Raw genomic sequence first — 19,589 nt, forward strand, 5'->3', positions numbered from 1 at the left:
TGGGTCTCCTTGTTCAGATTAGCCCCGGAGATGGGGACGGGGGAAGAGCCGCCGGGCAAGGCCCGAAGGTGCGAAGAGAATGGAGAAGCCGTAGATCAGGCTGGCGGTGATGATGATGGTCGGGCCTGATGCAAATTCGAGATGGTATGATGCGATGAGGCCTAGATAGCCTGCCACTATCGCCGTTCCCGTCGCAATCATCATCATGGCGGGTAGGCTGCGCGACCAGAGCTGAGCCACGGCGGCCGGCAGCATCATCAGCCCGACGGCCATCAGCGTACCGAGCGCCTGAAAGCTCGCGACGAGATTGAGCACGACCAGCAGCAGAAACAGGAAATGATAGAGCGGTCCGCGCCCGCCGACAGCACGCAGGAAACCCGGATCGAAGCATTCCATGACAAGCGGCCGGTAGATGACGGCGAGCGCCAGCAGCGTCACCGTCGTAATCGCACCGATCTGGTAGAGAGCCGGCGCATCGATCGCGAGAATAGTGCCGAAGAGCACATGCAGCAGATCGATGTTGGAGCCGCGTAGTGACACGATGAGGACGCCGAGCGCCAGCGAGGTCAGATAGAAGCTGGCAAAGCTCGCATCCTCCTGCAGCACGGTCGCGCGGCTGACGAGCCCGGAGAGCAGCGCCACCGAAAGGCCGGCCACGAGCCCGCCAAGCCCCATCGCGGTCAGCGACAGCGAGCCGGCAATGAGGTAGCCGATAGCGGCGCCAGGCAGAACGGCATGGCTCATGGCATCACCCATCAGGCTCATGCGCCTGAGCATCAGGAAGACGCCGATCGGGCCGGAGCCGAGGCCGAGGCAGACGCAGGCAATCAGCGCGCGCCGCATGAAACCATAGTCCGCAAAGGGTGCGAGGAAGGTATCGTAGACGGTCATTCGGCCGGCTCCCGCTTCACGAGGCCGCCTTCGTCGTGCTCTTCTTCGGGGAGGCATGTCGCGGCCTCCTCATCCCAGCGCTCGGCCATGGCGCGCGCTTTGATGAGGTTCGTTGGGCTCATGACATCTTCCGTCCTGCCCCATCCCACGAGTTTGCGGGCGATCAGCAGCGTTTCGGGGAAATAGCTTCGCACCTGCTCGAAATCGTGCAGTACGGCGATGACCGTGCGTCCCTCCCGGTTCCATCGCAGCACGAGGCCGAGAAGATCGCGCGTCGTACGCTGGTCGATCGCGGTGAAGGGTTCATCCAGCAGAATGACGCGGGCATCCTGCAGCAACAGCCGCGCAAACAGCACGCGCTGGAACTGTCCGGCCGAAAGCGAGCCGATATGACGCCGTTCGAAGCCCGAAAGCCCGACGATGCCGAGCGCCTCGCGCGCCCGCTCGGCGTCTTTCCGCGAGAACCGCCCAAAGGCGCCGGCATTCTTCCAAGCACCGAGCATGACGGTATCGGCAACCGAGATCGGAAAGCGTCTGGCAATATCGGCCACTTGCGGCAGATAGCCGAAATCGTTGCGCGTCAGCTTGCCACGATCGATCGACCCTTCCGCCGGACGTAACTCTCCGACGATTGCCTTGAGCAAGGTCGACTTGCCGGCACCATTCGGCCCGGCGATCGCCGTGAGGCTGCCAGCAGCAAAGCCGCCAGAGAGATGGTGTACGGCTGGATGACGTTCATAGGTAACGGTGAGATTGTTGAGGCGGATCAGATCATTCATGCCAAAGCCACCGCCCAGCCGATAGCAGCCCAAAGCACTGCAATGCCCACCGCCACATAGGCAAGGCGCATCAAAGCCGAGCGCCCCATGAGGGACGAAGCGAAGGGATCACGGTCAAAAGGCATTTCAGGGCTTTCATTATGTAATAACATTACGTGTTGTAGCCGATGAAATGCGGCGAAAAAGAGGCGGCGGTGAACTGCGGTAAACAAGGCTGGAATATTTACCGGCAATAATGTCCGCGCCTTATCGCCATGACGCTCACGACAGTTGTATTTTCACGCAGCATCGAGCGACAAAATTTACGAGACGGGTAGGAGACAAAATCATGAAGCTAAGGCTTGAGCTGTTTGTTGCCGATGTGACGGCGTCGATAGAATTCTATCAACGGGCACTGAACTTCCAGGTGGTTGGCGAAACAGGCGAGCAATACACGATGCTCTCGAATGGCGAGGCTATCATTTCCGTTAACAAGCGGGAGGCTCTTGGGCCTGATCATCCCCTTCGGGCGGTCAATGGCGAACGACCGGGCCTCGGTGTCGAAATCGTGCTGAGCGTTGGGGATGTGGAAGGTTTTTATGACGCCGCCAGAACCTGCGGCCATACAGTATCGGAGCTTGCCCTACAGCCATGGGGGTTGCGCGATTTCCGTATCGCAGATCCGGATGGCTATTATATCCGGGTAACAAGCAGGTAGAAGAAATGAGGAAGGGCTTGCGCCTTACCTTTAGTTGGAAAAGGCCGGGCTCAGGGCGCCCAGCCTTTCCAAATCCATCAAAAATCCTAAAGCTGCTCGATCATCGCAGCCGCACCCGAAACCGTGGCCTGACCGGGGCTTTCCTCGATATTGAGCGTCTTCACCACGCCGTTTTCCACCAGCATGGAATAGCGCTTGGAGCGAATGCCGAGGCCGCCGGCCGAGAGATCGACGTCGAGGCCGAGCGCCTTGGTGAAGGAGCCGTCCCAATCAGCGAGGAAGTGGATCTTGCCGAGACCACCGGACGACTGCGCCCAGGCGCCCATGACGTGCCAGTCGTTGATCGAAACGACGGCGATATCATCGACGTCCTTGGCGAGAATGGCGTCGCGGTTTTCGAGGAAGCCCGGCAGGTGATTGAGCGAGCAGGTGGGCGTAAATGCGCCGGGAACGGCGAACAGCACGACGCGCTTGCCGGCAAAGAGCTGTTCGGTGCTGATCTCGACCGGGCCGTCGGCGGTCTTTTCCTTGAAGGTGGCGGCAGGCAGCGTGTCGCCGATGGCGATAGTCATGTCTCTCTCCTTGGGTCGTTGTCTCGGGGCGCTCGAACGGCCGCCGATGGCATGAAGACGGTTCTGAGGACTATAGATCCGGCCTATTCGAGCGCAAGGGTGGTTTCCATCGCCCGATCGCCATCGACGACCAGAATGCCCCAGCTTTTGCCCTTCGTATCATAATCCTTCGGCAGTTTGCCGATCACTATATCGGCCGAGAAGGCAGTTCCCTCCCGCTTCGCATTCGCTTGCTGGAAGAACACGTAGCCCGACGGCCCGGTGACGTAGATCTCTGGCATCTTTCCGCTCGCTTCCGGCAGCGTCAGATGCAGGGAAAGGCTCTTGCCGTCGGTGGAGATCTTATGGTTCTCGACGGCGAAATCCGGAGAGGGAGGCTGTGGTAGCACGGCCTTCGCCGCATCGAGCAAAGCCAGCTCATGCGAAGTCGGCTGCACATCTACTGGCAAGGGCAGGGAATACTCGGCTTGGAAAGGAATGCAGATATCCTTGCAGAGGCCGATGAAAGCAGTCAGCTCAAGTTTTGCAGGCGCCTTGCCGGTGACGCGCAGAGCAAGCGGAAACGTGACCGGCGCATCATAGCCGATTTCCTGGATAGAGCCGAGTCGGATCGATTTTGGTATCGGGTAGTCTGCCCTTTCGAGTGTTACGCCGCTGCCGGCTGCCGGTGTTATTTGTGGCGGAATTCCGCCCTGGCCCGGCTCGCGCCAATAGGTGATCCAGCCCGGCTCCGGTTCGATCTGCAAGGCGGCGCGGATATGCCCTTCTGCGTCCGGCGCCAGTGCGATCAGACGCATTCTGCCGCCCTGATTGTCTATCCACTCGCTCGTTGCGGCATGGGCCGCCACGGTGCTGAAAAACAAAGTGGCAAGAAGTGCCGACAGGCGGGCAACGGTACTTATTTCGATCATGGAACAAGGATTTAGCGGATTGGGTCGCCGGGAGCCAGCACGACTGAAGAGGTAAATGATCATTTTCAGTTGATTGATTTATGACATTGCCCCATCTTGGTATTAGGCGGCGCAGTTGCGAACTGCGGTCAGGAGGCACGATGTCCCTATCGACGCTGAAGAATAGACGCGAAAGAGGTTTTCTCGACGGTCAGTTCCTGATCGCCATGCCCGGCATGGAGGATCGGAACTTTCATCGCACGGTTGTTTATATCTGTGCCCATTCCGATGCCGGTGCCATGGGCTTCGTCATCAACCGGGCTCAGAAGCTGACATTCACCGACGTCCTCTTGCATCTCGAAATGATCAAGGACGACGATGCTATCGTGCTTCCGCAGATGGCGCGCGATTTCCCGATCCAGACCGGCGGTCCCGTCGAAAGCGGCCGAGGTTTCGTCCTGCATTCCGACGATTACATCAGCGACAGCAGCATTCCGGTCAGTGACGATATCAGCCTGACGGCGACGCTCGATATCGTCAGGGCCATTTCCAAGGGGAGCGGTCCGAAGCGCGCGACGATGTTGCTCGGCTATGCCGGCTGGGGCGCTGGCCAGCTTGAGGCGGAGATCGGCAACAATGGCTGGCTGAACTGCCCTGCAAACGAAGAATTGATCTTCGATCGCAGCCTCGAGAACAAGTATGATCGTGCGCTGGCTCTCATGGGTATCAATCCGGTCATGCTGTCACCGCATGCCGGCCATAGCTGAGCCGATTTGCGTTGTTTTGGAACGAAGTAGCGTGCGTGACGTTTTCCCGACAGAGCGACGGCAATTCCGCTGTCGCAGCCAAGGAGGCGTCAGACATGAGCAGCACGACCGACAAGGTGTCCGGTAAGGCGAACGAAATTGCCGGCAAGGCCAAGCAGATGGCCGGCAAGGCGACGAATGACAAGGAAATGCGCGCCAAGGGCGCTGCACAGGAAGCCAAGGGTAAGGTGCAAACCGCCGTTGGCAAGGCCAAGGATAAGGTCAAGGGAGCGGTGGACCGGATGTGACCGGCTGCTTGTTTTTGTCAATCCATGGTCGCTGCTCCGTCTGAATTGACGTCGAAGCGGCGATGTTGGGAGGAGGAGCCTGTTACGGAAACGTGGCAGGCTCTTTATTGCCTGCCAATAAGTTTTCCGAGGGGAGCATGCGGCTTTTCACGTGCGATCATTGCGGACAGCCTGTTCATTTCGATAACAGGCAATGCATTCGATGTGGTCATCAGCTCGGTTTCGTCCCGGATCGCTTGGCGATATATGCCCTGGAAGCAGAAACTGAGACGAACTGGTACCCGGTCTCCGAACAGACCCGGCATGTTCGCTTCTGCGCGAATGCCGAACTCGATATCTGCAATTGGCTCATTGATGCGGACGATCCGCAGCCCTATTGCGTTGCATGTCGGCACAATCGTCTCGTGCCGAACACCGGCACGCAACAGGGTATAGATCGCTGGCGGCGCATCAGCCAGGCGCAGCGGCATTTGTTTTATTCGCTCTTGCGGTGGAACCTGCCGCATCCCGATCGGCAGCAGGACCCCGAAGGTGGGCTCGTCTTCGATTTCCTGGAGGATGAGGTGCAGGGCAATACCGTGGTCCCGGCGATGACCGGTCACGAGGAGGGACTGATCGCCATTCGGGCCGCCGAGGCCGACGATGTGACGCGCGAACAGGCGCGCACCTTGATGAACGAGCCCTATCGCACCTTGCTCGGCCACTTCCGCCACGAGACCGGTCATTTCATCTGGAACAAGCTTGTCCGCGATCGTGGACAATTCGATGCCTTTCGCGCCGTCTTCGGCGACGAGCGCGCCGATTATGGCGCCGCACTCCAGGCCCATTACGACCATGGCCCGCCTGCAAGCTGGCAGGAAAGTTTCATCAGCGCCTATGCCAGCTCCCATCCCTGGGAGGATTTCGCCGAATGCTTTGCGCATTATCTGCACATCGTCGATACGCTGGAAACGGCGCGTTCCTTCGGCCTGGCGATCGATCCCCATCGCTATCACGACATGGCGGCCGAGGTGGATTTCAATCCTTACAAGGCAGAAAGCGCCGAGCAGCTCGTCAGCGCCTGGATCCCTTTGAGCGTAGCGATCAATTCCATCCAGCGCAGCATGGGGCAGCCGGATTCCTATCCCTTCATTCTTTCGCCGCCGGTGGTCGCGAAGCTCGACTATATCAGGGAATTGATCGACAACGCCTGATGAGGCGCCGCACATCGTCGAAGGCGGTTCGCGAAGGCCTCAGGCGCGCTTCGTCAGCGGAAAGCGTTCCTTGAGCAGACGGATCACCGAATCCGAGCCCATCGGCGGACCAAAGATGAAACTCTGGCCGTAGCTGCAGCCGATCTTGGCGAGCTCCAGCGCATCCTCTTCCGATTCGATGCCCTCGGCGACGACCCGCATATTGAGTTCGCGCGCCATGGAAATGACCGAGCGCAACAGGACAGCCTTCTTGTCGCTATCGTCGCGGACCATCGCCTTGTCGAGCTTGATCGTATCGAAGGGGAAGCGGGTGAGATAGGCGAGCGAGGAATAGCCGGTGCCGAAATCATCGAGCGCCAAACCGATGCCGGCTTCGCGTAGCTTGTCGAGCACGAGCCGCGCCTGTTCCGGATTCTCCATCACCTGCGATTCCGTCAGCTCCAGCTTGATGCGGCTTGGATCGCAATGGGTCTTGGCGAGCAGGGCGCGGATATCGTCGTAAAGCTCGTTGTTGAGCAGCTGCACGCTGGAAAGGTTGATGGAGACGAACAGCGGCAAGTCGCCAGTCTGTCGTTGCCATGCCTTGAGGTCGTTCGTTGCCTGCTCCAATGCGAACATGCCGAGCGGACCGATGATGTCGGAAGCCTCCGCGATCGGGATGAATTCCGATGGCGGAATGTTACCGCGCTTCGGATGCTCCCAGCGCATCAGCGCCTCGAAACCTGCGATTTCTGCATCCTCAAGCCGAACGATCGGCTGATAGACGAGCGAAAGCTCCTTGCGTTCGACGGCGCGGCGCAGATCGGTTTCGAGCTGCAGCCGGTCGGTGCCGAAGCTGCGGAAGGCAGGTTGGAAAGGTTCGACGCGGTTGCCGCCGGCGCGCTTGGCGCGATACATGGCGAGTTCCGCATCGCTCAGCATCCCGGCCGCATTTTCCTGCTGGTCGACCCACGAGGTCAACCCGACCGATGCCGTCAAAATGATCTCGCGGTTGGCGAAATTGATCGGCACCATGATCGCCTTGCTGATCGCGTCGGCGAAGTCGGCGACCTTGGCGGGATCGCGTTCGGAAACGAGGATGAGGCCGAACTGGTCGCCCGAAAGACGCGCCAGCGTATCCTGCGGCTTCATCAGGCGGCGAAGGCGACGGGTCAATGCGATTAGGATATTGTCGCCTGCGGCAAAGCCAAGCGTATCGTTGACGAGTTTATAGCGATCGATGTCGATGACCATAACCGTCGGCCGCAATTGATTTCCATCGGAAGCCAGCGTCAGAACGGCTTGCAAGCGATCGAGGAAGACCTGACGGTTCGGGAGCCCGGTCAGATTGTCGTGCACAGCGTCGTGCAGCAATCGTTCGACTGAATTCTTTTGTTCGGTAATGTCGACGATCGTGCCGACGCAGCGAATGATCTCGCCGTTCGACCCCAGCACCGGCCGGGCGCGGATCGACAGCCAGTGGAAATGTCCATCCTCCGCGCGGATGCGGAATTCATGGTTCAATCGACCGCGCCGATGCTCCAGAAGGACGTCGAGCGTCGCTCGGAAGCGGTCGCGGTCGTCGGGATGCAGCCGCGGCAGCCAGTTGCGCGCCGCGCCATGCATGGTTCCGGGCGAGAGGCCGAGCTTCACCGAGATATCGGGCGTCGTCACTACGCGGTCGCGCGCCACGTCCCAGTCCCATACGGTATCGCCGGAGCCCGTCAGCGCCAGGGACTGCCGCTCCAGATCCGAGAACAGGCCCTGCTGGAAGGCGCCGCCGGCAAAGGCGTGCTGCATGACGGTGAAGCCGATCAGCAGGACGATGAGAACGAGGCCGCCGCCGAGTGCCGGCTGGATGATGTCATTGTCGAGCTTGCCCATGACCGTCATCCAGGCGCCGAACAGCCAGACGAGGATCAGCGCCCAGGCCGGCACGAGCAGGATGGCCCGGTCATAACGGCTGAAGCCGAGATAGATGATGAGTAGCAGGCCGGCTGTTGCCGTCAGCGCCAGCGACAGCCGCGCAATGCCCGCAGCAATCGACGGATCGTAGATCGCCACGCCGAAGAGGAGGGCAAGGCCAAGCACCCAGGCAAGTGTCACATAACCGAGATGGGCGTGCCAGCGATTGAGATTGAGATAGGTGAAGAGGAAGATCACCAGGCTCGACGCGAGTGCCACTTCCGCACAGGCGCGCCATATTCGCTGGTCGCTTGACGTGATGCTGATGAGCTTGCCGAGGAAGCCGAAGTCCACGCAGATATAGCCGAGCACCGCCCAAGCGAGCGCCGCCGTGGCCGGCAGCATCGACGTGCCCTTGACGACGAAAAGAATGGTCAGGAACACCGCTAGCAGGCCGGCAATCCCGAGCACGATGCCGCGATAGAGCGTGAAGGCGTTGACCGTATCCTTGTAGGCGTTTGGTTCCCAGAGATAGAGCTGCGGCAGGTTCGGTGACGAAAGTTCGGCAACGAAGGTGACGACGGCGCCGGGGTTCAACGTGATACGGAAGACGTCAGCCTCGTCGCTCGGCTGACGATCGAGCGCAAAACCTTCGCTCGGCGTGATCGCGACGATGCGCTGCGAGCCGAGATCGGGCCAGAAGACCTTTGAATTCACGAGACGGAAATGCGGCGCGACGATGACGCGCTCAAGCTGCTCTTCGGAAACGTTGGCGAGCGCGAAAACCGCCCAGTCGCCCTGATGATTGGGTGAAGAGGAGCGAACCTCGATGCGGCGGCGGATGCCGTCGGCGCCGGCCGCTGTCGAAACCTGGAAGGCTTCACCCTGATTGGTGTAGATTTCGGTCGTCGCTGTGAGATCGAGAGCAGTATCGTCGCGCGAGATCTTCACGGGCTCGGCTGCATCAGCCATCCCGGCGGTCAACAGCAGCATGGCGGCCGCGAGCGTTGCGATCACGGCGCATAGCCGGCGGGCCGTTGGCCACGTCTGCATCATTCCAGCGATCATCGCTGGTCGAAGCTTCGGTTCGGGTTGGTGTCGGATGCCAACCTTGAAAACATCACATGGTCGCGCCACTGACCGTTGATTTTAAGATAACCGCGCAAATGACCTTCCCGCTGGAAACCGGCTTTTTCCAAAAGCCGCATGCTACGCTCGTTATCCGGAATACAGGCTGCTTCAATTCGGTGCAACTCAAGTCCGGAAAAGATATAGGGTATAACCAACTGAAGTGCGGCGAACATATGGCCCTGACCGGAGTAGCGCTCGCCCATCCAATATCCGATCATGCAGCTCTGCGCAGCACCTCGGCGAATATAGCCGATCGTGATGCCGCCAACCAGCGTCATGTTTTCCCTGAGAAAAATGAAGAGCGGTATGGCCTGGCCGGAGCTGTATTCCTGCTTTCCGCGGATGATGCGTGCCCGATAGGCGCCCTCAGTCAGCTCGTCGTGTCGCCAGGTAGGCTCCCAGGGTTCGAGAAAGCGCCGGCTTTCCGCCCGAAGCTTATGCCATTGATTGAAATCGGAGTAGCGCGGCAAACGCAGCAAATAATTGTCGTTTTCGAGTTCAACCGCGTCCGTATGACGTGAGAGAAACCGAAAGACAGATTTTTGCATGCCGCCAAGCACTCCCCCGAGAATTGCACCCATAGGCCCGCGGCGTGCCCTTAGCCGCTTGCGCTTCTGGAGGCAGGGACCGGCGCCGACAGCGAGGTTACGATGTCCTCCATCGGCGCGAGCTGCTCCAGCGGCCCGATCGCAGAAAGCGTCGGTACTGTATCGAAGAACAGGCGGCCGGCAAGATCCGTCAGGCGGTCGATCGTGATGCCTTCCAGGCGCTCCAGCATCTCCTGGTTCGGGATGGGGCGGCCATAAAGCATCATCTGTCTTGCGACCTGGCCAGCGCGGGCGGCCGGGCTTTCTTGGCCCATCAGCAGCTGTGCGCGGATCTGGGCGCGGGCGCGCTCGATTTCCTGCTGCTGAATGTCATGCGAGGATTTATGCAGCTCGTCGACAATGACGGGCAGCAGTTCCGGCAGGTTCTCGCCGCCGGTCGCCGCATGGATGCCGAAGATGCCCGTGTCGGAGAAGCCCCAATGAAAGGCATAGACCGAATAACAGAGGCCGCGGAATTCGCGCACTTCCTGGAACAGGCGCGAGGACATGCCACCTCCGAGGATATTGGCGAGGATCTGCGAGCAGTAGAAATCGCGGGTATGATAGGCGCGGCCTTCGAAGCCGAGCAGGATCTGCGCATCCATCAGATCGCGGGTTTCGCGAATGTTGCCGCCGATATAACGCGCCGGCTCGATAACGGGTGGAGCGGACGGTTTCGTCGGAAGACTGGAGAAGCGCTCCTCGACCTGCCGCACGAAGCTTTCATGGTCGACTGCGCCGGCCGCCACGACGAACATGCGGTCGGTCGTGTAGTTGCGGCCGAGATAATGGCGGATCTGTTCTGGCGAGAAGGAGACGACAGTCTCCGGTGTGCCGAGAATGGCGCGCCCAAGCGTCTGGCCGCGATAGGCGACCTCGGAAAACTTGTCGAAGACGACATCGTCGGGCGTGTCGTTCGCGGCATTGATTTCCTGCAGGATGACCTGTTTTTCGCGCGCCAGCTCTTCCTCGTCGAAAGCGGATTCCGTTAGGATATCGGCAAGGATATCGACGGCGAGCGGCACATGATCCTTCAGCACGCGGGCATAATAAGACGTGGTTTCCGTCGAGGTGGCGGCGTTGACTTCGCCGCCGACATTCTCGATTTCCTCGGCGATCTGCCGGGCGGAGCGCCGCGCTGTGCCCTTGAACGCCATATGTTCGAGCAGATGCGCGATACCGTGTTCTGCCTCGGTTTCGTTACGCGAACCCGACTTGATCCAAACGCCGAGTGCCACGCTTTCGAGGTGTGGCATCGATTGGGTCGCTACTGTCAGCCCGGACGCTAGCCGGGTGCACTCCACTGTCATCGCCTGTCTTTCCGCGTCTGTTATTCGCCGGTCCGGGCATGCTTGCCGATAAAGCTTTCAACGGCTTTAAGTTCCGGATCGAGAATGTCGAAACGCTCCTCCCTGGTCATCAGACCAGCAAGCCACGTCGGAAGCGCCGGGTCAATACCGGATGCGGATTTTACTGCGGCGGGGAATTTTGCCGGGTGTGCTGTCGCAAGCGTCACCATCGGGCTGCTGGGACGCTCGTTTTTGTCCGCAATGAAGACGCCGATCGCCGTATGCGGATCGAGCAAATAGCCTGTGTCGACAAGGGTTTTGCGGATCGTTTCGGCCACCTGCTTCTCGCTGGCGCGGCCGGCTCGGAAGTCCTTCTTGATAAGCTTCAGGGCTTCTTCGCTGACTGAAAATCCGTTCGACTGCTTCAGGCTTTCCATGGCAGCGCGCACCTTGGAGGCATCCCGGCCGTTGGCCTCGAACAGCAGGCGCTCGAAATTGGAGGAGATCTGGATATCCATCGACGGCGAGGTGGTGGCTTTTACCGAGCGCATCTCATAGCGGCCTGACTTCAGCATGCGCGCCAGAATATCGTTCTCGTTGGTGGCGATGACCAGCTTTTCGATCGGCAGGCCCATGCGCTTGGCGACGTAGCCGGCGAAAATATCGCCGAAATTGCCCGTCGGCACCGTGAAGGAAATCTTCCGATCCGGGCCGCCGAGAGCAACAGCGGTGGTGAAATAGTAGACCACCTGCGCCATGATTCGCGCCCAGTTGATGGAATTGACGCCGGAGAGCCTCACCTTGTCGCGGAAGGGCGCATCGTTGAACATGGCTTTGACGAGGTTCTGGCAATCGTCGAAATTGCCCTTGATGGCCAGCGCATGCACATTCGCTGCCGTCGACGTGGTCATCTGCCGCTGCTGTACCGGCGAGACTTTGCCATGCGGGAAGAGAATGAAGATGTCGGTGCGCTCGCGGCCGGCAAAGGCGTCGATTGCCGCGCCGCCGGTATCGCCCGAGGTCGCGCCGACGATGGTCGCCCGCTGGCCGCGCTTCTCCAGCGCATAGTCCATCAGCCGCGCCAGCAGCTGCATGGCGACATCCTTGAAGGCGAGTGTCGTGCCGTGAAAAAGCTCCATGACGAAACTGTTCGGCCCGGTCTGGACGAGCGGCGCCACGGCCGGATGCCGGAACGTGGCGTAGGCATCGTCGATCATGCCGCGGAAGACATCTGCCGGAATCTCGCCATTGGTGAAGGGCGAAAGCACCGCGAAGGCGACATCCTGATAGCTCTTGCCGCGAAAGGCGCGGATTTCCTTCTTCGTCAGGACCGGCCATTCACGGGGAACATAGAGCCCGCCGTCACGAGCAAGGCCGGCCAGGAGGGCGTCGCAGAAGCCAAGGGCAGGGGCTTCTCCCCGCGTTGAAATATAGTCCACGGTCTAGAATTCCTTTGGTCGCAAAATTGCCTGAGTGATCGATTGAGAGGGTAGAGGAACGAAGAGACGACGGCCGGTCTTTTTGCGTCGGATCAGCCGCGGGGTTTTCGCGTTTGCGCAAGGCGCGTGGGATCGGCGCCATGTGGCGTCTGTTTGTGGCAATGTGTCGATCTCGAAAAGTGAGCCAAAACGGTGTCTACCCAATCGATTTTTCGCTGCGTCGCTGGTATAGACCATCGCCAAGTGTCATAAAAGGCCCGTTTGACAGGCTGCAGGCCGATTATATGAAATATATGGAGAGGGTGGAATTATAGTGTTTGGCAAGGTTTCGCGTCGTCTTTTCTCCGCTTCGCTTCTGGCATTCCTGACGGGTTGCAGCACTCTCGGCATCGGCGGCAACAGTGAAAAACAGCCGGCAACGGATGTAACGGTAGCGCCGCAAACCGGAGCCACGACTGCCGCACCTACGGGCGGCCAGACCTATGTCGCCGGCAAGTGCCCGCAGGCGGTCATCCGCGACGAGGATTCGGTCTATCGCACCTACGCCAAGGGCGCCAAGGACGATCCGAACCAGCTGGTCTATCAGGCTTCGCTGGCGCAGGCGACCCGCCAGTGCACCACCGATGGAACAAGCCTCGGCATTCACGTCGTGGCGCAGGGGCGCCTGGTTGCTGGTCCCATGGGCAGCTCCGGCAAGGTAACCCTGCCGATCCATGTTGCGGTCATGGACAATGACAACGCGCTCTATAGCAAGACCATTATGTATACGGCGGAAATCCCGCCGGGCGAAAGCACGGCGCAGTTCCTCTTCACCGACGACGATATTCAAGTTGCTGGTGGCTCGGGCGGCTTCACCATCGTCCAGATCGGCTTCGATCAAGGCCCGCAGAAGCCGGCAAAGGGCGAGAAGCCAGCGCGCAAGAAGCGTCACTAAGGTTGGAGCAGTAGGCAGTAGGCAGTAGGAAAAGATCACCTTGTCCCTGCTGCCGCCGGCACTATGGCCGCAACATCTTGCCTATTGCCTATTGCCTCAGAGCACGCCGTCCCATTCGGCGAGCGCCATGACCACGCCCGGCAAGTCGGCCATGCGGCTGACGACGGTTTCGGCGCCGGCATCGGTCAGACGGTCGGCATGCGAAGGATAGGTGTGCGATGCGCCGGTGAAGCCGATGACGCGCATGCCGGCGGCGCGCGCTGCCTGAACGCCGTGAACCGAATCTTCGACGACAATAGTATTGGCCGGGCTGACATTCATCTGCTTGGCGCCATGCAGGAAGATGTCCGGCTTGGGCTTGACGCGGTCGGCGCCGAGATCCTTGGCGGAAAAGATATTCGGAGCAAACAGTTTGAGGTAGCCGACCTTCGTCAACATCATCTCGATGCGGGCGAAGCTGGAATTCGAGCAGATGCAGCGCGGTATCGGCAGGCGTGACAGCGCCAGCGGAACGCCAGGGATAGGCTGAACGTCGCTGGCAAGCGCCAGGTCGAGCAGCTTTTCCGATTTGTCGAGCAGCGAAGCGGAGAGGGGAATACTGGCCTCGCGCTCGACTTCGAACAGGATGTTGCGCCAGGTCATGCCGGCGAAGCGTTCACCCATTTCCTCGGTGCTGATCGGATAGCCCGCATCGGTCAGCAGTTTGGATTCGACTTGTGCCGCGATGATTTCCGAATCGACCAGAACGCCGTCGCAGTCGAAGATGATGAGGTCGAAGCCATTGCTCATGAAATTGCTGCCTTTGATGTGGCTGAGTTCGGCACACTCCAGGAAACCATTGGTGTTTCGGAGCATGCTCTGAAAAATGACCGCCGGGCTTTACACGATATGTCGGCAAAGCTCAACCAATTGGCGGGCATGGCTGCGCTGCAGTGAGCGAAAAGGTCGAAATGCGCAAAAGAGGTGATGACGATTTCTTGTCGCTCGATATCGGCCCTCGACATCGGATTGGCCCGCCTTTAAGGATCGGCCATGGCCAAGGAGCGCGACGACACCATTGCCAGCCGCATCAGCCGGGTGCTTGCCGACCGCATCATCCGCGGCGAGATCGCACCCGATGCCCGCTTGCGGCAGGATCACATCGCCGAGGAGTTTGGCACCAGCCATGTGCCCGTGCGTGAGGCGTTCCGGCGGCTCGAGGCGCAGGGGCTGGCGATCAGCCTTCCGCGTCGCGGCGTGCGCGTCGCCTCCTTCGATCTCAAGGAGGTTCGCGAGGTCGCGGAGATGCGCGCAGCCCTTGAAGGTCTTGCACTCAAGCATGCGGCCCCGCATCTGACGTCGGCCATTCTGGACGAGGCTGAGCAGGCGACACGCGATGGCGATGCCGCCGGTGATGTCCACGCTTGGGAGGAAGCAAACCGCCGTTTCCATCGCCTGATCCTGGCGCCTTGCGGTATGGCGCGTCTTCTTGCCGCCATCGATGATTTGCATGCGGCGAGCGCCCGCTTTCTCTTTTCTGCCTGGCAATCCGGCTGGGAAAAACGCACGGATTATGACCACCGCGCCATTCTGGCGGCGCTGCGCCAAGGGCGGGCCGACGAGGCGGCTGCTATTCTGCAGAAGCATGTGCAATGGATTGGCCGCGCGCCGGTGCGCACACCTACCGGATCGACACGCGACGCCTTCGCAATCGTCGGCTAAAAATTATAGATAATTTTGAGATGCCTTGTAGGGCATGCCTCGCGAGCTGTGCTCCGCGCGGAGTTTCTTCGTTTTGCCGCTGCTGCATCTCGATCAGCATTTCAGCTGCGGTTCGCCGCGCTTTCCGGATTTATTACTCTTATTTTTCAATGGGATTTCGCGCTTACTCAAAATATCCGGAGCTTGCCACTTGCCTGATTTCGCAATCTCTCTCATAAAATAGATGAGACTCAAAAATTATCTATAATTTTGAAAGGAGAGCCTATGTCCCTGTTGCAGCATCACGATGAAGTCGCTTTCGATCCGCTTCGCCTTGGTCAGCGTTCGCTTGTTGCCAAGACTGTGTTCGTTCTCGCCGGAACACTGATCCTGGCACTCGCATCGCGAATCTCGGTGCCGATGATACCGGTGCCGATCACCATGCAGACATTCGCGATTACCATGATCGGTGCTCTTTATGGCTGGCGTCTTGGCGCAGTTACGGTTCTCGCGTGGCTGGGCGAAGCCGCGATCGGCTTTCCGGTGCTCGCCGGCGGGGCAGGCGGCATTGCGCCCTTCATGGGTCCGACGGCGGGTTATCTCGCATCCTTCCCGATCATCGCAGCCCTCGTCGGCTGGCTTGGCGAGCGAGGTTGGAGCGGCAACCGCGTCGTGCGCAGCTTTCTGGCGCATCTCTCGGCTAACATTCTCTGCCTTGCGATCGGCGGCGCATGGCTTGCAGCGCTGATCGGTGCGGAAAAAGGCTGGCTGCTTGGCGTGGCGCCCTTCATCCTCGGCGCCGTCCTCAAGTCCGCGCTTGCAGCCGCAGTGCTGAAGACCATTCAGGTCTATAGCGGCAAGGCGCGTCTGAATTGACCGTCAGGCTTCGCGCCCATCATCTGCTCTGCATGCTGACCTTCGTTGGTGAAGGCTATACCTCAGCCTTCACCGACAATTATCGCCGCATCGCCGAGCGGCTGTCGGAAGGGGAGAAGATCAAACTGGTCTCCGGCCCCGATGACATCTGCGCTCCGCTCCTGAACGGGGAGGAGCCACACTGCTTCAAGGCTTCGGTCATCGAGCGGGATGCAACTGCCCTTGCCGATGTCGCGGCCTTGCTGGGCGAAGAGATCGGCATAGGCACGGTGCTGGTGCCTGATGCCATCCTGCTTTCTAAGCTTCGCCGCAATTTCGCCGGCGGTGAAATCCGTCATGCCTGCATCGGCTGCGAATGGGGCGACCTCTGCAGCCGCATTGCTGCAAGCAATTTCAGCGGTGTCCTGATCAAAGCAGCTTGAGGCGTGTTATCCAGCTCTGGCTGTGAGGCCTCTGGCTGCCGGGCGCCATCGCTCAACTCAAGTGGAAAGAGCGCCAAAAAGCGGCGCTCGCCCTCGGGCGTGAAGAAGATCGAGCGGCTGTTTTCGGTTCGCCGCGCCCAACCCTTGTCGAGAAAATTCGAAAGCAGCGCCTTGCCGAGGCTGCCTGCAAGATGCGCGCGCCGCTCGCTCCAATCCAGGCAGGATCGGCAAAGCGGGCGGCGGCTCGAGCGCAATCCGGAGACGTCGATGCCGATCGTTCCAAGATGCCTTTCGCCATCGTCCGTCAGGCTCAGACCTTCGCCGACCGCGGAGATCGACCCGGCCTCGATCAGGCTGTCGAGCATGCGCACGCCGTAATCGCCGGCTAGATGGTCGTAGCAGATGCGTGCCTTGCGCAGGGCCGGCTCCTTCGGGCCGGGACGATGGCGCAGATGGCCACGGCTGGCTGCAAAACCCATGATACCCTCAAGCAGCTTGCCGACGCGATCGTCCGCCAGCGTGAAATAGCGATGCCGGCCCTGCTTGCGTTGTGCCAGCAGGCCTCCCGCTTCAAGTTTGGCAAGATGGGCGCTGGCGGTCTGCAACGTCACGCCGGCAGCCGCCGCCAGTTCCGTTGCCGTCAACGCCCGGCCGCCCATCAGCGCTGTCAAAATGTTCGCTCGCGCGGGATCGCCGATCAGCGAGCCGATCTGTGCTATGTCTGGACCTTCTTTCATACTTCGATCGTAACCGAACCATCTCCGTGCTGCAATGTGCGAAAACAGCGGCATCAGCAAAGGAGAAAACCCATGATTACCTGTCTCATCCGTTATCAGATCGACCCGTTCAAGCAGGACGCCTTCGCAGCGTATGGCAAAGCCTGGGGCCAGGTCATCCCACGCAATGGCGCGGACCTGATCGGCTATTTCGCTCCGCATGAAGGCTCGCTGACAACAGCCTATGGCATCTACAACATCGAAAATCTCGCCGCCTACGAGGCTTATCGCAAGAGCCTAGCCGCCGATCCGCTGGCGCAGGCCAATCTCGATTTTGCTCGCCGCGAGCGCTTCATCTTGCAGGAAGACCGCATTTTCCTGAAGAATGTCTCGCTGCCGCATGCTCCGAGGATATCGCCGTGATCGCAGTCATTTTCGAAGTTATTCCCCATCCCGACGAACGCCAGCACTATCTCGATATTGCCGCAAGGCTGCGTTCGGAACTGGAAGCGATCGACGGTTTCGTCTCCATCGAACGCTTCGAAAGCCTGACCCAGCCGGGCAAGATCCTGTCGCTGTCCTTCTGGCGCGACGAGGCCGCCGTTCGCGAATGGCGAAACCGCGAGGCGCATCGCGCCGCCCAGAAAGCGGGGCGCAATACAGTCTTTGCCGACTATCGTTTGCGTGTCGCGCAGGTGCTTCGCGATTACGGTATGACGGAACGCGCGGAAGCGCCCGACGACAGTCACGCAGTCCACGATATCTAGGGCTTTCAACGCAATAGCGCCTTACGATGAGGCCTGCATTCCCGGCGGCTTCGTTGGGAATGCAGAAAATATGACGCCGCTTTAGCCTTTGGTAACCAAGTTAGGTAACCATAACACTCAGTTAAGAGCACCGAGTAAGTGTAACAGCGAGTATCACATGGCGTCAGTTTTCCCGCTTGCCGACCTCAGGACTTCAGCCGTTCCGGGGTCCTGGATCGACACGATCATCAAGGGCGATTGCGTGGCCGCTCTTGAGGCACTGCCCAATCAATCCGTCGACGTCATCTTCGCCGACCCACCATACAACCTCCAGCTTGGCGGCACGCTGCATCGTCCGGACCAGTCGCTTGTCGATGCAGTCGATGACGAATGGGACCAGTTCGCCTCTTTCGAAGCCTACGACGCCTTCACCCGCGCCTGGCTGCTCGCCTGCCGCCGCGTGCTGAAGCCAACGGGCACGATCTGGGTCATCGGCTCCTATCACAACATCTTCCGCGTCGGCGCGACGCTGCAGGATCTGAACTTCTGGATCCTCAACGACATCGTCTGGCGCAAGACCAACCCGATGCCGAATTTCAAGGGCCGCCGCTTCCAGAACGCGCATGAGACGATGATCTGGGCGAGCCCGAACGCCAAGGCGAAGGGCTATACCTTCAACTATGATGCGATGAAGGCCGCCAACGACGATGTGCAGATGCGCTCCGATTGGCTGTTTCCGATCTGCAGCGGCAATGAGCGGCTGAAGGGCGACGACGGCAAGAAGGTGCATCCGACGCAGAAGCCGGAAGCGCTGCTGGCCCGTGTCATTATGGCTTCGTCGAAGCCTGGCGACATCATTCTCGATCCCTTCTTTGGATCGGGCACGACGGGCGCGGTTGCCAAGCGTCTCGGCCGCCACTTCGTCGGCATCGAGCGCGAGCAGGATTATATCGATGCGGCCAGCGCCCGTATCGCCGCCGTCGAGCCGCTCGGCAAGGCCGAGCTGACCGTCATGACCGGTAAGAAGGCCGAAGTGCGCGTCGCCTTCAATACGCTCATCGAAAGCGGCCTCATCAAACCCGGTCAGGTGCTGACCGATGCAAAGCGCCGCTATAGTGCCATCGTGCGGGCTGATGGCACGGTCGCTTCCGGCGGCGAGGCCGGTTCCATTCATCGCCTTGGCGCGAAAGTTCAGGGCCTTGATGCATGCAATGGGTGGATGTTCTGGCATTTCGACGACGGCCGTTCCCTGCGTCCGATCGACGAACTCAGAGCCATCATCCGCAGCGATCTGGCCAAGGTTGAATAGCCTCAGCCATTTTCCGCAACATATCCGCCTTCTTCCGCCGTGTACCTCCAGTCAGGGAAGAAGGTGAAATGCGCAGGGCCTTGCCGGACGATCTATCCGGCAAGGCCCTGCGCGTCTTTAGTTTCAGATTTTAGAAGTCCTGGTAATCCGTGACATCCACGCGCACGACGCGGCCGTCCTCGTTAAAGGTAATCGTTTCCTCGCCTTCGCGGATCAGCGGCTTGCCCGTCTTGCTATTGGTTGCGCGGACAGACCAAACGGCACGGCCGGACAGTGGGGTCAGCGTCTCCACCAGCGAGTTGGATGCGGTCTGATCCGGATAGGTGTCGAAATAGCCGCGGAAGGCTTCCATGATCGCCGCGCGGCCGGCAAGGCTGCCGACGCCGTTGGAGACATAGGTCGCATCCTCGGCGAAGAAATTTTCGATCGCCTCATAGTCGAGGCGGTTGATCGCGCCATGGAACAGCTCAATGCGTTCTGCGGGATCGAAGGTCATCGGC

At 60.0% G+C, this 19,589-nt stretch carries 22 protein-coding genes and 1 pseudogene; 11 read left to right on the forward strand and 12 right to left on the reverse strand.

Translation table 11 applies throughout. The features are described from left to right. Nucleotides 1-18: 18 nt before the first annotated feature. The 3 genes from AC13QY_RS22195 to AC13QY_RS22205 are packed head-to-tail and all read right to left on the reverse strand — an operon-like array spanning nucleotide 19 to nucleotide 1,903. Nucleotides 19-891 (reverse strand): metal ABC transporter permease, encoded by an 873-nt coding sequence (locus tag AC13QY_RS22195; protein ID WP_113353916.1) that lies wholly within the window; start codon nucleotides 889-891, stop codon nucleotides 19-21. Beyond that, nucleotides 888-1,670, reverse strand: coding sequence for a metal ABC transporter ATP-binding protein (locus tag AC13QY_RS22200; protein WP_113353917.1), 783 nt, complete (start codon nucleotides 1,668-1,670; stop codon nucleotides 888-890). The genes AC13QY_RS22195 and AC13QY_RS22200 overlap by 4 nt, the downstream gene beginning before the upstream one ends. Further along, nucleotides 1,667-1,903, reverse strand: a complete 237-nt coding sequence (locus AC13QY_RS22205; protein WP_152095972.1) for a hypothetical protein — start codon at nucleotides 1,901-1,903, stop codon at nucleotides 1,667-1,669. The genes AC13QY_RS22200 and AC13QY_RS22205 overlap by 4 nt, the downstream gene beginning before the upstream one ends. A gap of 95 nt (nucleotides 1,904-1,998) precedes the next feature. Here AC13QY_RS22205 and AC13QY_RS22210 point away from each other — a divergent pair, with 95 nt between their 5' ends. Continuing rightward, nucleotides 1,999-2,367, forward strand: a complete 369-nt coding sequence (locus AC13QY_RS22210; protein WP_113353918.1) for a VOC family protein — start codon at nucleotides 1,999-2,001, stop codon at nucleotides 2,365-2,367. An 86-nt stretch (nucleotides 2,368-2,453) separates the two neighbouring features. On the opposite strand, the gene AC13QY_RS22215 is transcribed toward AC13QY_RS22210, so the two are convergent. Beyond that, nucleotides 2,454-2,939 (reverse strand): peroxiredoxin, encoded by a 486-nt coding sequence (locus AC13QY_RS22215; protein WP_113353919.1) that lies wholly within the window; start codon nucleotides 2,937-2,939, stop codon nucleotides 2,454-2,456. Nucleotides 2,940-3,022: 83 nt separating this feature from the next. Then, nucleotides 3,023-3,850 carry a protein-disulfide reductase DsbD domain-containing protein gene (locus tag AC13QY_RS22220; protein WP_113353920.1) on the reverse strand — a complete coding sequence of 276 codons (828 nt, stop codon included), beginning with the start codon at nucleotides 3,848-3,850 and terminating at the stop codon, nucleotides 3,023-3,025. A gap of 140 nt (nucleotides 3,851-3,990) precedes the next feature. Between AC13QY_RS22220 and AC13QY_RS22225 the strand changes: the two genes are divergently transcribed. From AC13QY_RS22225 to AC13QY_RS22235, 3 genes are all read left to right on the forward strand, one after another. Then, nucleotides 3,991-4,596 carry a YqgE/AlgH family protein gene (locus AC13QY_RS22225; protein ID WP_069613770.1) on the forward strand — a complete coding sequence of 202 codons (606 nt, stop codon included), beginning with the start codon at nucleotides 3,991-3,993 and terminating at the stop codon, nucleotides 4,594-4,596. A 95-nt stretch (nucleotides 4,597-4,691) separates the two neighbouring features. After that, nucleotides 4,692-4,883 (forward strand): CsbD family protein, encoded by a 192-nt coding sequence (locus AC13QY_RS22230; protein ID WP_069613771.1) that lies wholly within the window; start codon nucleotides 4,692-4,694, stop codon nucleotides 4,881-4,883. A 137-nt stretch (nucleotides 4,884-5,020) separates the two neighbouring features. Then, nucleotides 5,021-6,076, forward strand: coding sequence for a zinc-binding metallopeptidase family protein (locus AC13QY_RS22235; RefSeq protein WP_145320884.1), 1,056 nt, complete (start codon nucleotides 5,021-5,023; stop codon nucleotides 6,074-6,076). Nucleotides 6,077-6,115: 39 nt separating this feature from the next. On the opposite strand, the gene AC13QY_RS22240 is transcribed toward AC13QY_RS22235, so the two are convergent. Genes AC13QY_RS22240 through thrC form a run of 4 tightly spaced genes read right to left on the reverse strand, consistent with a single transcriptional unit; the run spans nucleotide 6,116 to nucleotide 12,406 of the window. Further along, nucleotides 6,116-9,028 (reverse strand): sensor domain-containing phosphodiesterase, encoded by a 2,913-nt coding sequence (locus AC13QY_RS22240; protein WP_371864889.1) that lies wholly within the window; start codon nucleotides 9,026-9,028, stop codon nucleotides 6,116-6,118. Next, a complete protein-coding gene (locus tag AC13QY_RS22245; RefSeq protein WP_113331954.1) occupies nucleotides 9,025-9,639 on the reverse strand; it encodes a GNAT family N-acetyltransferase in 615 nt (204 codons plus the stop codon). The genes AC13QY_RS22240 and AC13QY_RS22245 overlap by 4 nt, the downstream gene beginning before the upstream one ends. A 50-nt stretch (nucleotides 9,640-9,689) precedes the next feature. Next, the gene (locus AC13QY_RS22250; protein ID WP_113353923.1) at nucleotides 9,690-10,988 is read right to left on the reverse strand and encodes a M16 family metallopeptidase; all 1,299 of its coding nucleotides are present in this window, start codon (nucleotides 10,986-10,988) and stop codon (nucleotides 9,690-9,692) included. Between the two features lie 20 nt (nucleotides 10,989-11,008). Then, entirely contained in the window at nucleotides 11,009-12,406 is a 1,398-nt protein-coding gene (thrC, locus tag AC13QY_RS22255) for a threonine synthase (protein WP_152095973.1), read from the reverse strand. 313 nt (nucleotides 12,407-12,719) lie between these two features. Between thrC and AC13QY_RS22260 the strand changes: the two genes are divergently transcribed. Further along, the gene (locus AC13QY_RS22260; protein WP_113331952.1) at nucleotides 12,720-13,340 is read left to right on the forward strand and encodes a hypothetical protein; all 621 of its coding nucleotides are present in this window, start codon (nucleotides 12,720-12,722) and stop codon (nucleotides 13,338-13,340) included. Between the two features lie 96 nt (nucleotides 13,341-13,436). Here the strand turns inward: AC13QY_RS22260 and AC13QY_RS22265 are convergent, their stop codons facing one another. Further along, nucleotides 13,437-14,129, reverse strand: a complete 693-nt coding sequence (locus tag AC13QY_RS22265; RefSeq protein ID WP_113331986.1) for an HAD family hydrolase — start codon at nucleotides 14,127-14,129, stop codon at nucleotides 13,437-13,439. Between the two features lie 243 nt (nucleotides 14,130-14,372). Between AC13QY_RS22265 and AC13QY_RS22270 the strand changes: the two genes are divergently transcribed. From AC13QY_RS22270 to AC13QY_RS22280, 3 genes are all read left to right on the forward strand, one after another. Beyond that, entirely contained in the window at nucleotides 14,373-15,041 is a 669-nt protein-coding gene (locus AC13QY_RS22270) for a GntR family transcriptional regulator (RefSeq protein ID WP_152095974.1), read from the forward strand. A 264-nt stretch (nucleotides 15,042-15,305) separates the two neighbouring features. Next, nucleotides 15,306-15,896 (forward strand): biotin transporter BioY, encoded by a 591-nt coding sequence (locus AC13QY_RS22275; RefSeq protein WP_145633078.1) that lies wholly within the window; start codon nucleotides 15,306-15,308, stop codon nucleotides 15,894-15,896. Continuing rightward, nucleotides 15,893-16,318: a DUF1284 domain-containing protein gene (locus AC13QY_RS22280; RefSeq protein ID WP_152095975.1), complete on the forward strand. Its 426-nt coding sequence runs from the start codon at nucleotides 15,893-15,895 to the stop codon at nucleotides 16,316-16,318. The genes AC13QY_RS22275 and AC13QY_RS22280 overlap by 4 nt, the downstream gene beginning before the upstream one ends. Before the next feature lie 56 nt (nucleotides 16,319-16,374). Here the strand turns inward: AC13QY_RS22280 and AC13QY_RS22285 are convergent. After that, a pseudogene (locus tag AC13QY_RS22285) lies at nucleotides 16,375-17,055 on the reverse strand (ArsR/SmtB family transcription factor); the annotation flags it as partial. A gap of 72 nt (nucleotides 17,056-17,127) precedes the next feature. Between AC13QY_RS22285 and AC13QY_RS22290 the strand changes: the two are divergent. The 3 genes from AC13QY_RS22290 to AC13QY_RS22300 all read left to right on the forward strand — a co-directional run bounded on the left by AC13QY_RS22290 (nucleotide 17,128) and on the right by AC13QY_RS22300 (nucleotide 19,089). Further along, entirely contained in the window at nucleotides 17,128-17,457 is a 330-nt protein-coding gene (locus AC13QY_RS22290) for an NIPSNAP family protein (protein WP_113353928.1), read from the forward strand. Further along, entirely contained in the window at nucleotides 17,454-17,801 is a 348-nt protein-coding gene (locus AC13QY_RS22295; RefSeq protein WP_488493933.1) for an antibiotic biosynthesis monooxygenase family protein, read from the forward strand. The genes AC13QY_RS22290 and AC13QY_RS22295 overlap by 4 nt, the downstream gene beginning before the upstream one ends. Before the next feature lie 157 nt (nucleotides 17,802-17,958). Next, entirely contained in the window at nucleotides 17,959-19,089 is a 1,131-nt protein-coding gene (locus AC13QY_RS22300; protein WP_113353930.1) for a site-specific DNA-methyltransferase, read from the forward strand. A gap of 130 nt (nucleotides 19,090-19,219) precedes the next feature. Here AC13QY_RS22300 and AC13QY_RS22305 read toward each other — a convergent pair whose 3' ends face one another. Next, nucleotides 19,220-19,585 carry a nuclear transport factor 2 family protein gene (locus AC13QY_RS22305; RefSeq protein WP_113353931.1) on the reverse strand — a complete coding sequence of 122 codons (366 nt, stop codon included), beginning with the start codon at nucleotides 19,583-19,585 and terminating at the stop codon, nucleotides 19,220-19,222. Nucleotides 19,586-19,589: the final 4 nt, after the last annotated feature.

Source organism: Martinezella sp. CNPSo 3795 (assembly GCF_057784475.1).

What these genes read in the sequence shown, in the direction of transcription:
- AC13QY_RS22250 (WP_113353923.1), bottom strand. Translation starts at nt 10,988, where the DNA reads ATGACAGTGGAGTGCACCCGGCTAGCGTCCGGGCTGACAGTAGCGACC.
- AC13QY_RS22210 (WP_113353918.1), top strand. Translation starts at nt 1,999, where the DNA reads ATGAAGCTAAGGCTTGAGCTGTTTGTTGCCGATGTGACGGCGTCGATA.
- AC13QY_RS22220 (WP_113353920.1), bottom strand. Translation starts at nt 3,850, where the DNA reads ATGATCGAAATAAGTACCGTTGCCCGCCTGTCGGCACTTCTTGCCACT.
- AC13QY_RS22305 (WP_113353931.1), bottom strand. Translation starts at nt 19,585, where the DNA reads ATGACCTTCGATCCCGCAGAACGCATTGAGCTGTTCCATGGCGCGATC.
- AC13QY_RS22290 (WP_113353928.1), top strand. Translation starts at nt 17,128, where the DNA reads ATGATTACCTGTCTCATCCGTTATCAGATCGACCCGTTCAAGCAGGAC.
- AC13QY_RS22245 (WP_113331954.1), bottom strand. Translation starts at nt 9,639, where the DNA reads ATGCAAAAATCTGTCTTTCGGTTTCTCTCACGTCATACGGACGCGGTT.
- AC13QY_RS22235 (WP_145320884.1), top strand. Translation starts at nt 5,021, where the DNA reads ATGCGGCTTTTCACGTGCGATCATTGCGGACAGCCTGTTCATTTCGAT.
- AC13QY_RS22240 (WP_371864889.1), bottom strand. Translation starts at nt 9,028, where the DNA reads ATGATCGCTGGAATGATGCAGACGTGGCCAACGGCCCGCCGGCTATGC.
- AC13QY_RS22265 (WP_113331986.1), bottom strand. Translation starts at nt 14,129, where the DNA reads ATGAGCAATGGCTTCGACCTCATCATCTTCGACTGCGACGGCGTTCTG.
- AC13QY_RS22215 (WP_113353919.1), bottom strand. Translation starts at nt 2,939, where the DNA reads ATGACTATCGCCATCGGCGACACGCTGCCTGCCGCCACCTTCAAGGAA.
- AC13QY_RS22275 (WP_145633078.1), top strand. Translation starts at nt 15,306, where the DNA reads ATGTCCCTGTTGCAGCATCACGATGAAGTCGCTTTCGATCCGCTTCGC.
- AC13QY_RS22270 (WP_152095974.1), top strand. Translation starts at nt 14,373, where the DNA reads ATGGCCAAGGAGCGCGACGACACCATTGCCAGCCGCATCAGCCGGGTG.
- AC13QY_RS22230 (WP_069613771.1), top strand. Translation starts at nt 4,692, where the DNA reads ATGAGCAGCACGACCGACAAGGTGTCCGGTAAGGCGAACGAAATTGCC.
- AC13QY_RS22300 (WP_113353930.1), top strand. Translation starts at nt 17,959, where the DNA reads ATGGCGTCAGTTTTCCCGCTTGCCGACCTCAGGACTTCAGCCGTTCCG.
- AC13QY_RS22200 (WP_113353917.1), bottom strand. Translation starts at nt 1,670, where the DNA reads ATGAATGATCTGATCCGCCTCAACAATCTCACCGTTACCTATGAACGT.
- AC13QY_RS22195 (WP_113353916.1), bottom strand. Translation starts at nt 891, where the DNA reads ATGACCGTCTACGATACCTTCCTCGCACCCTTTGCGGACTATGGTTTC.
- AC13QY_RS22225 (WP_069613770.1), top strand. Translation starts at nt 3,991, where the DNA reads ATGTCCCTATCGACGCTGAAGAATAGACGCGAAAGAGGTTTTCTCGAC.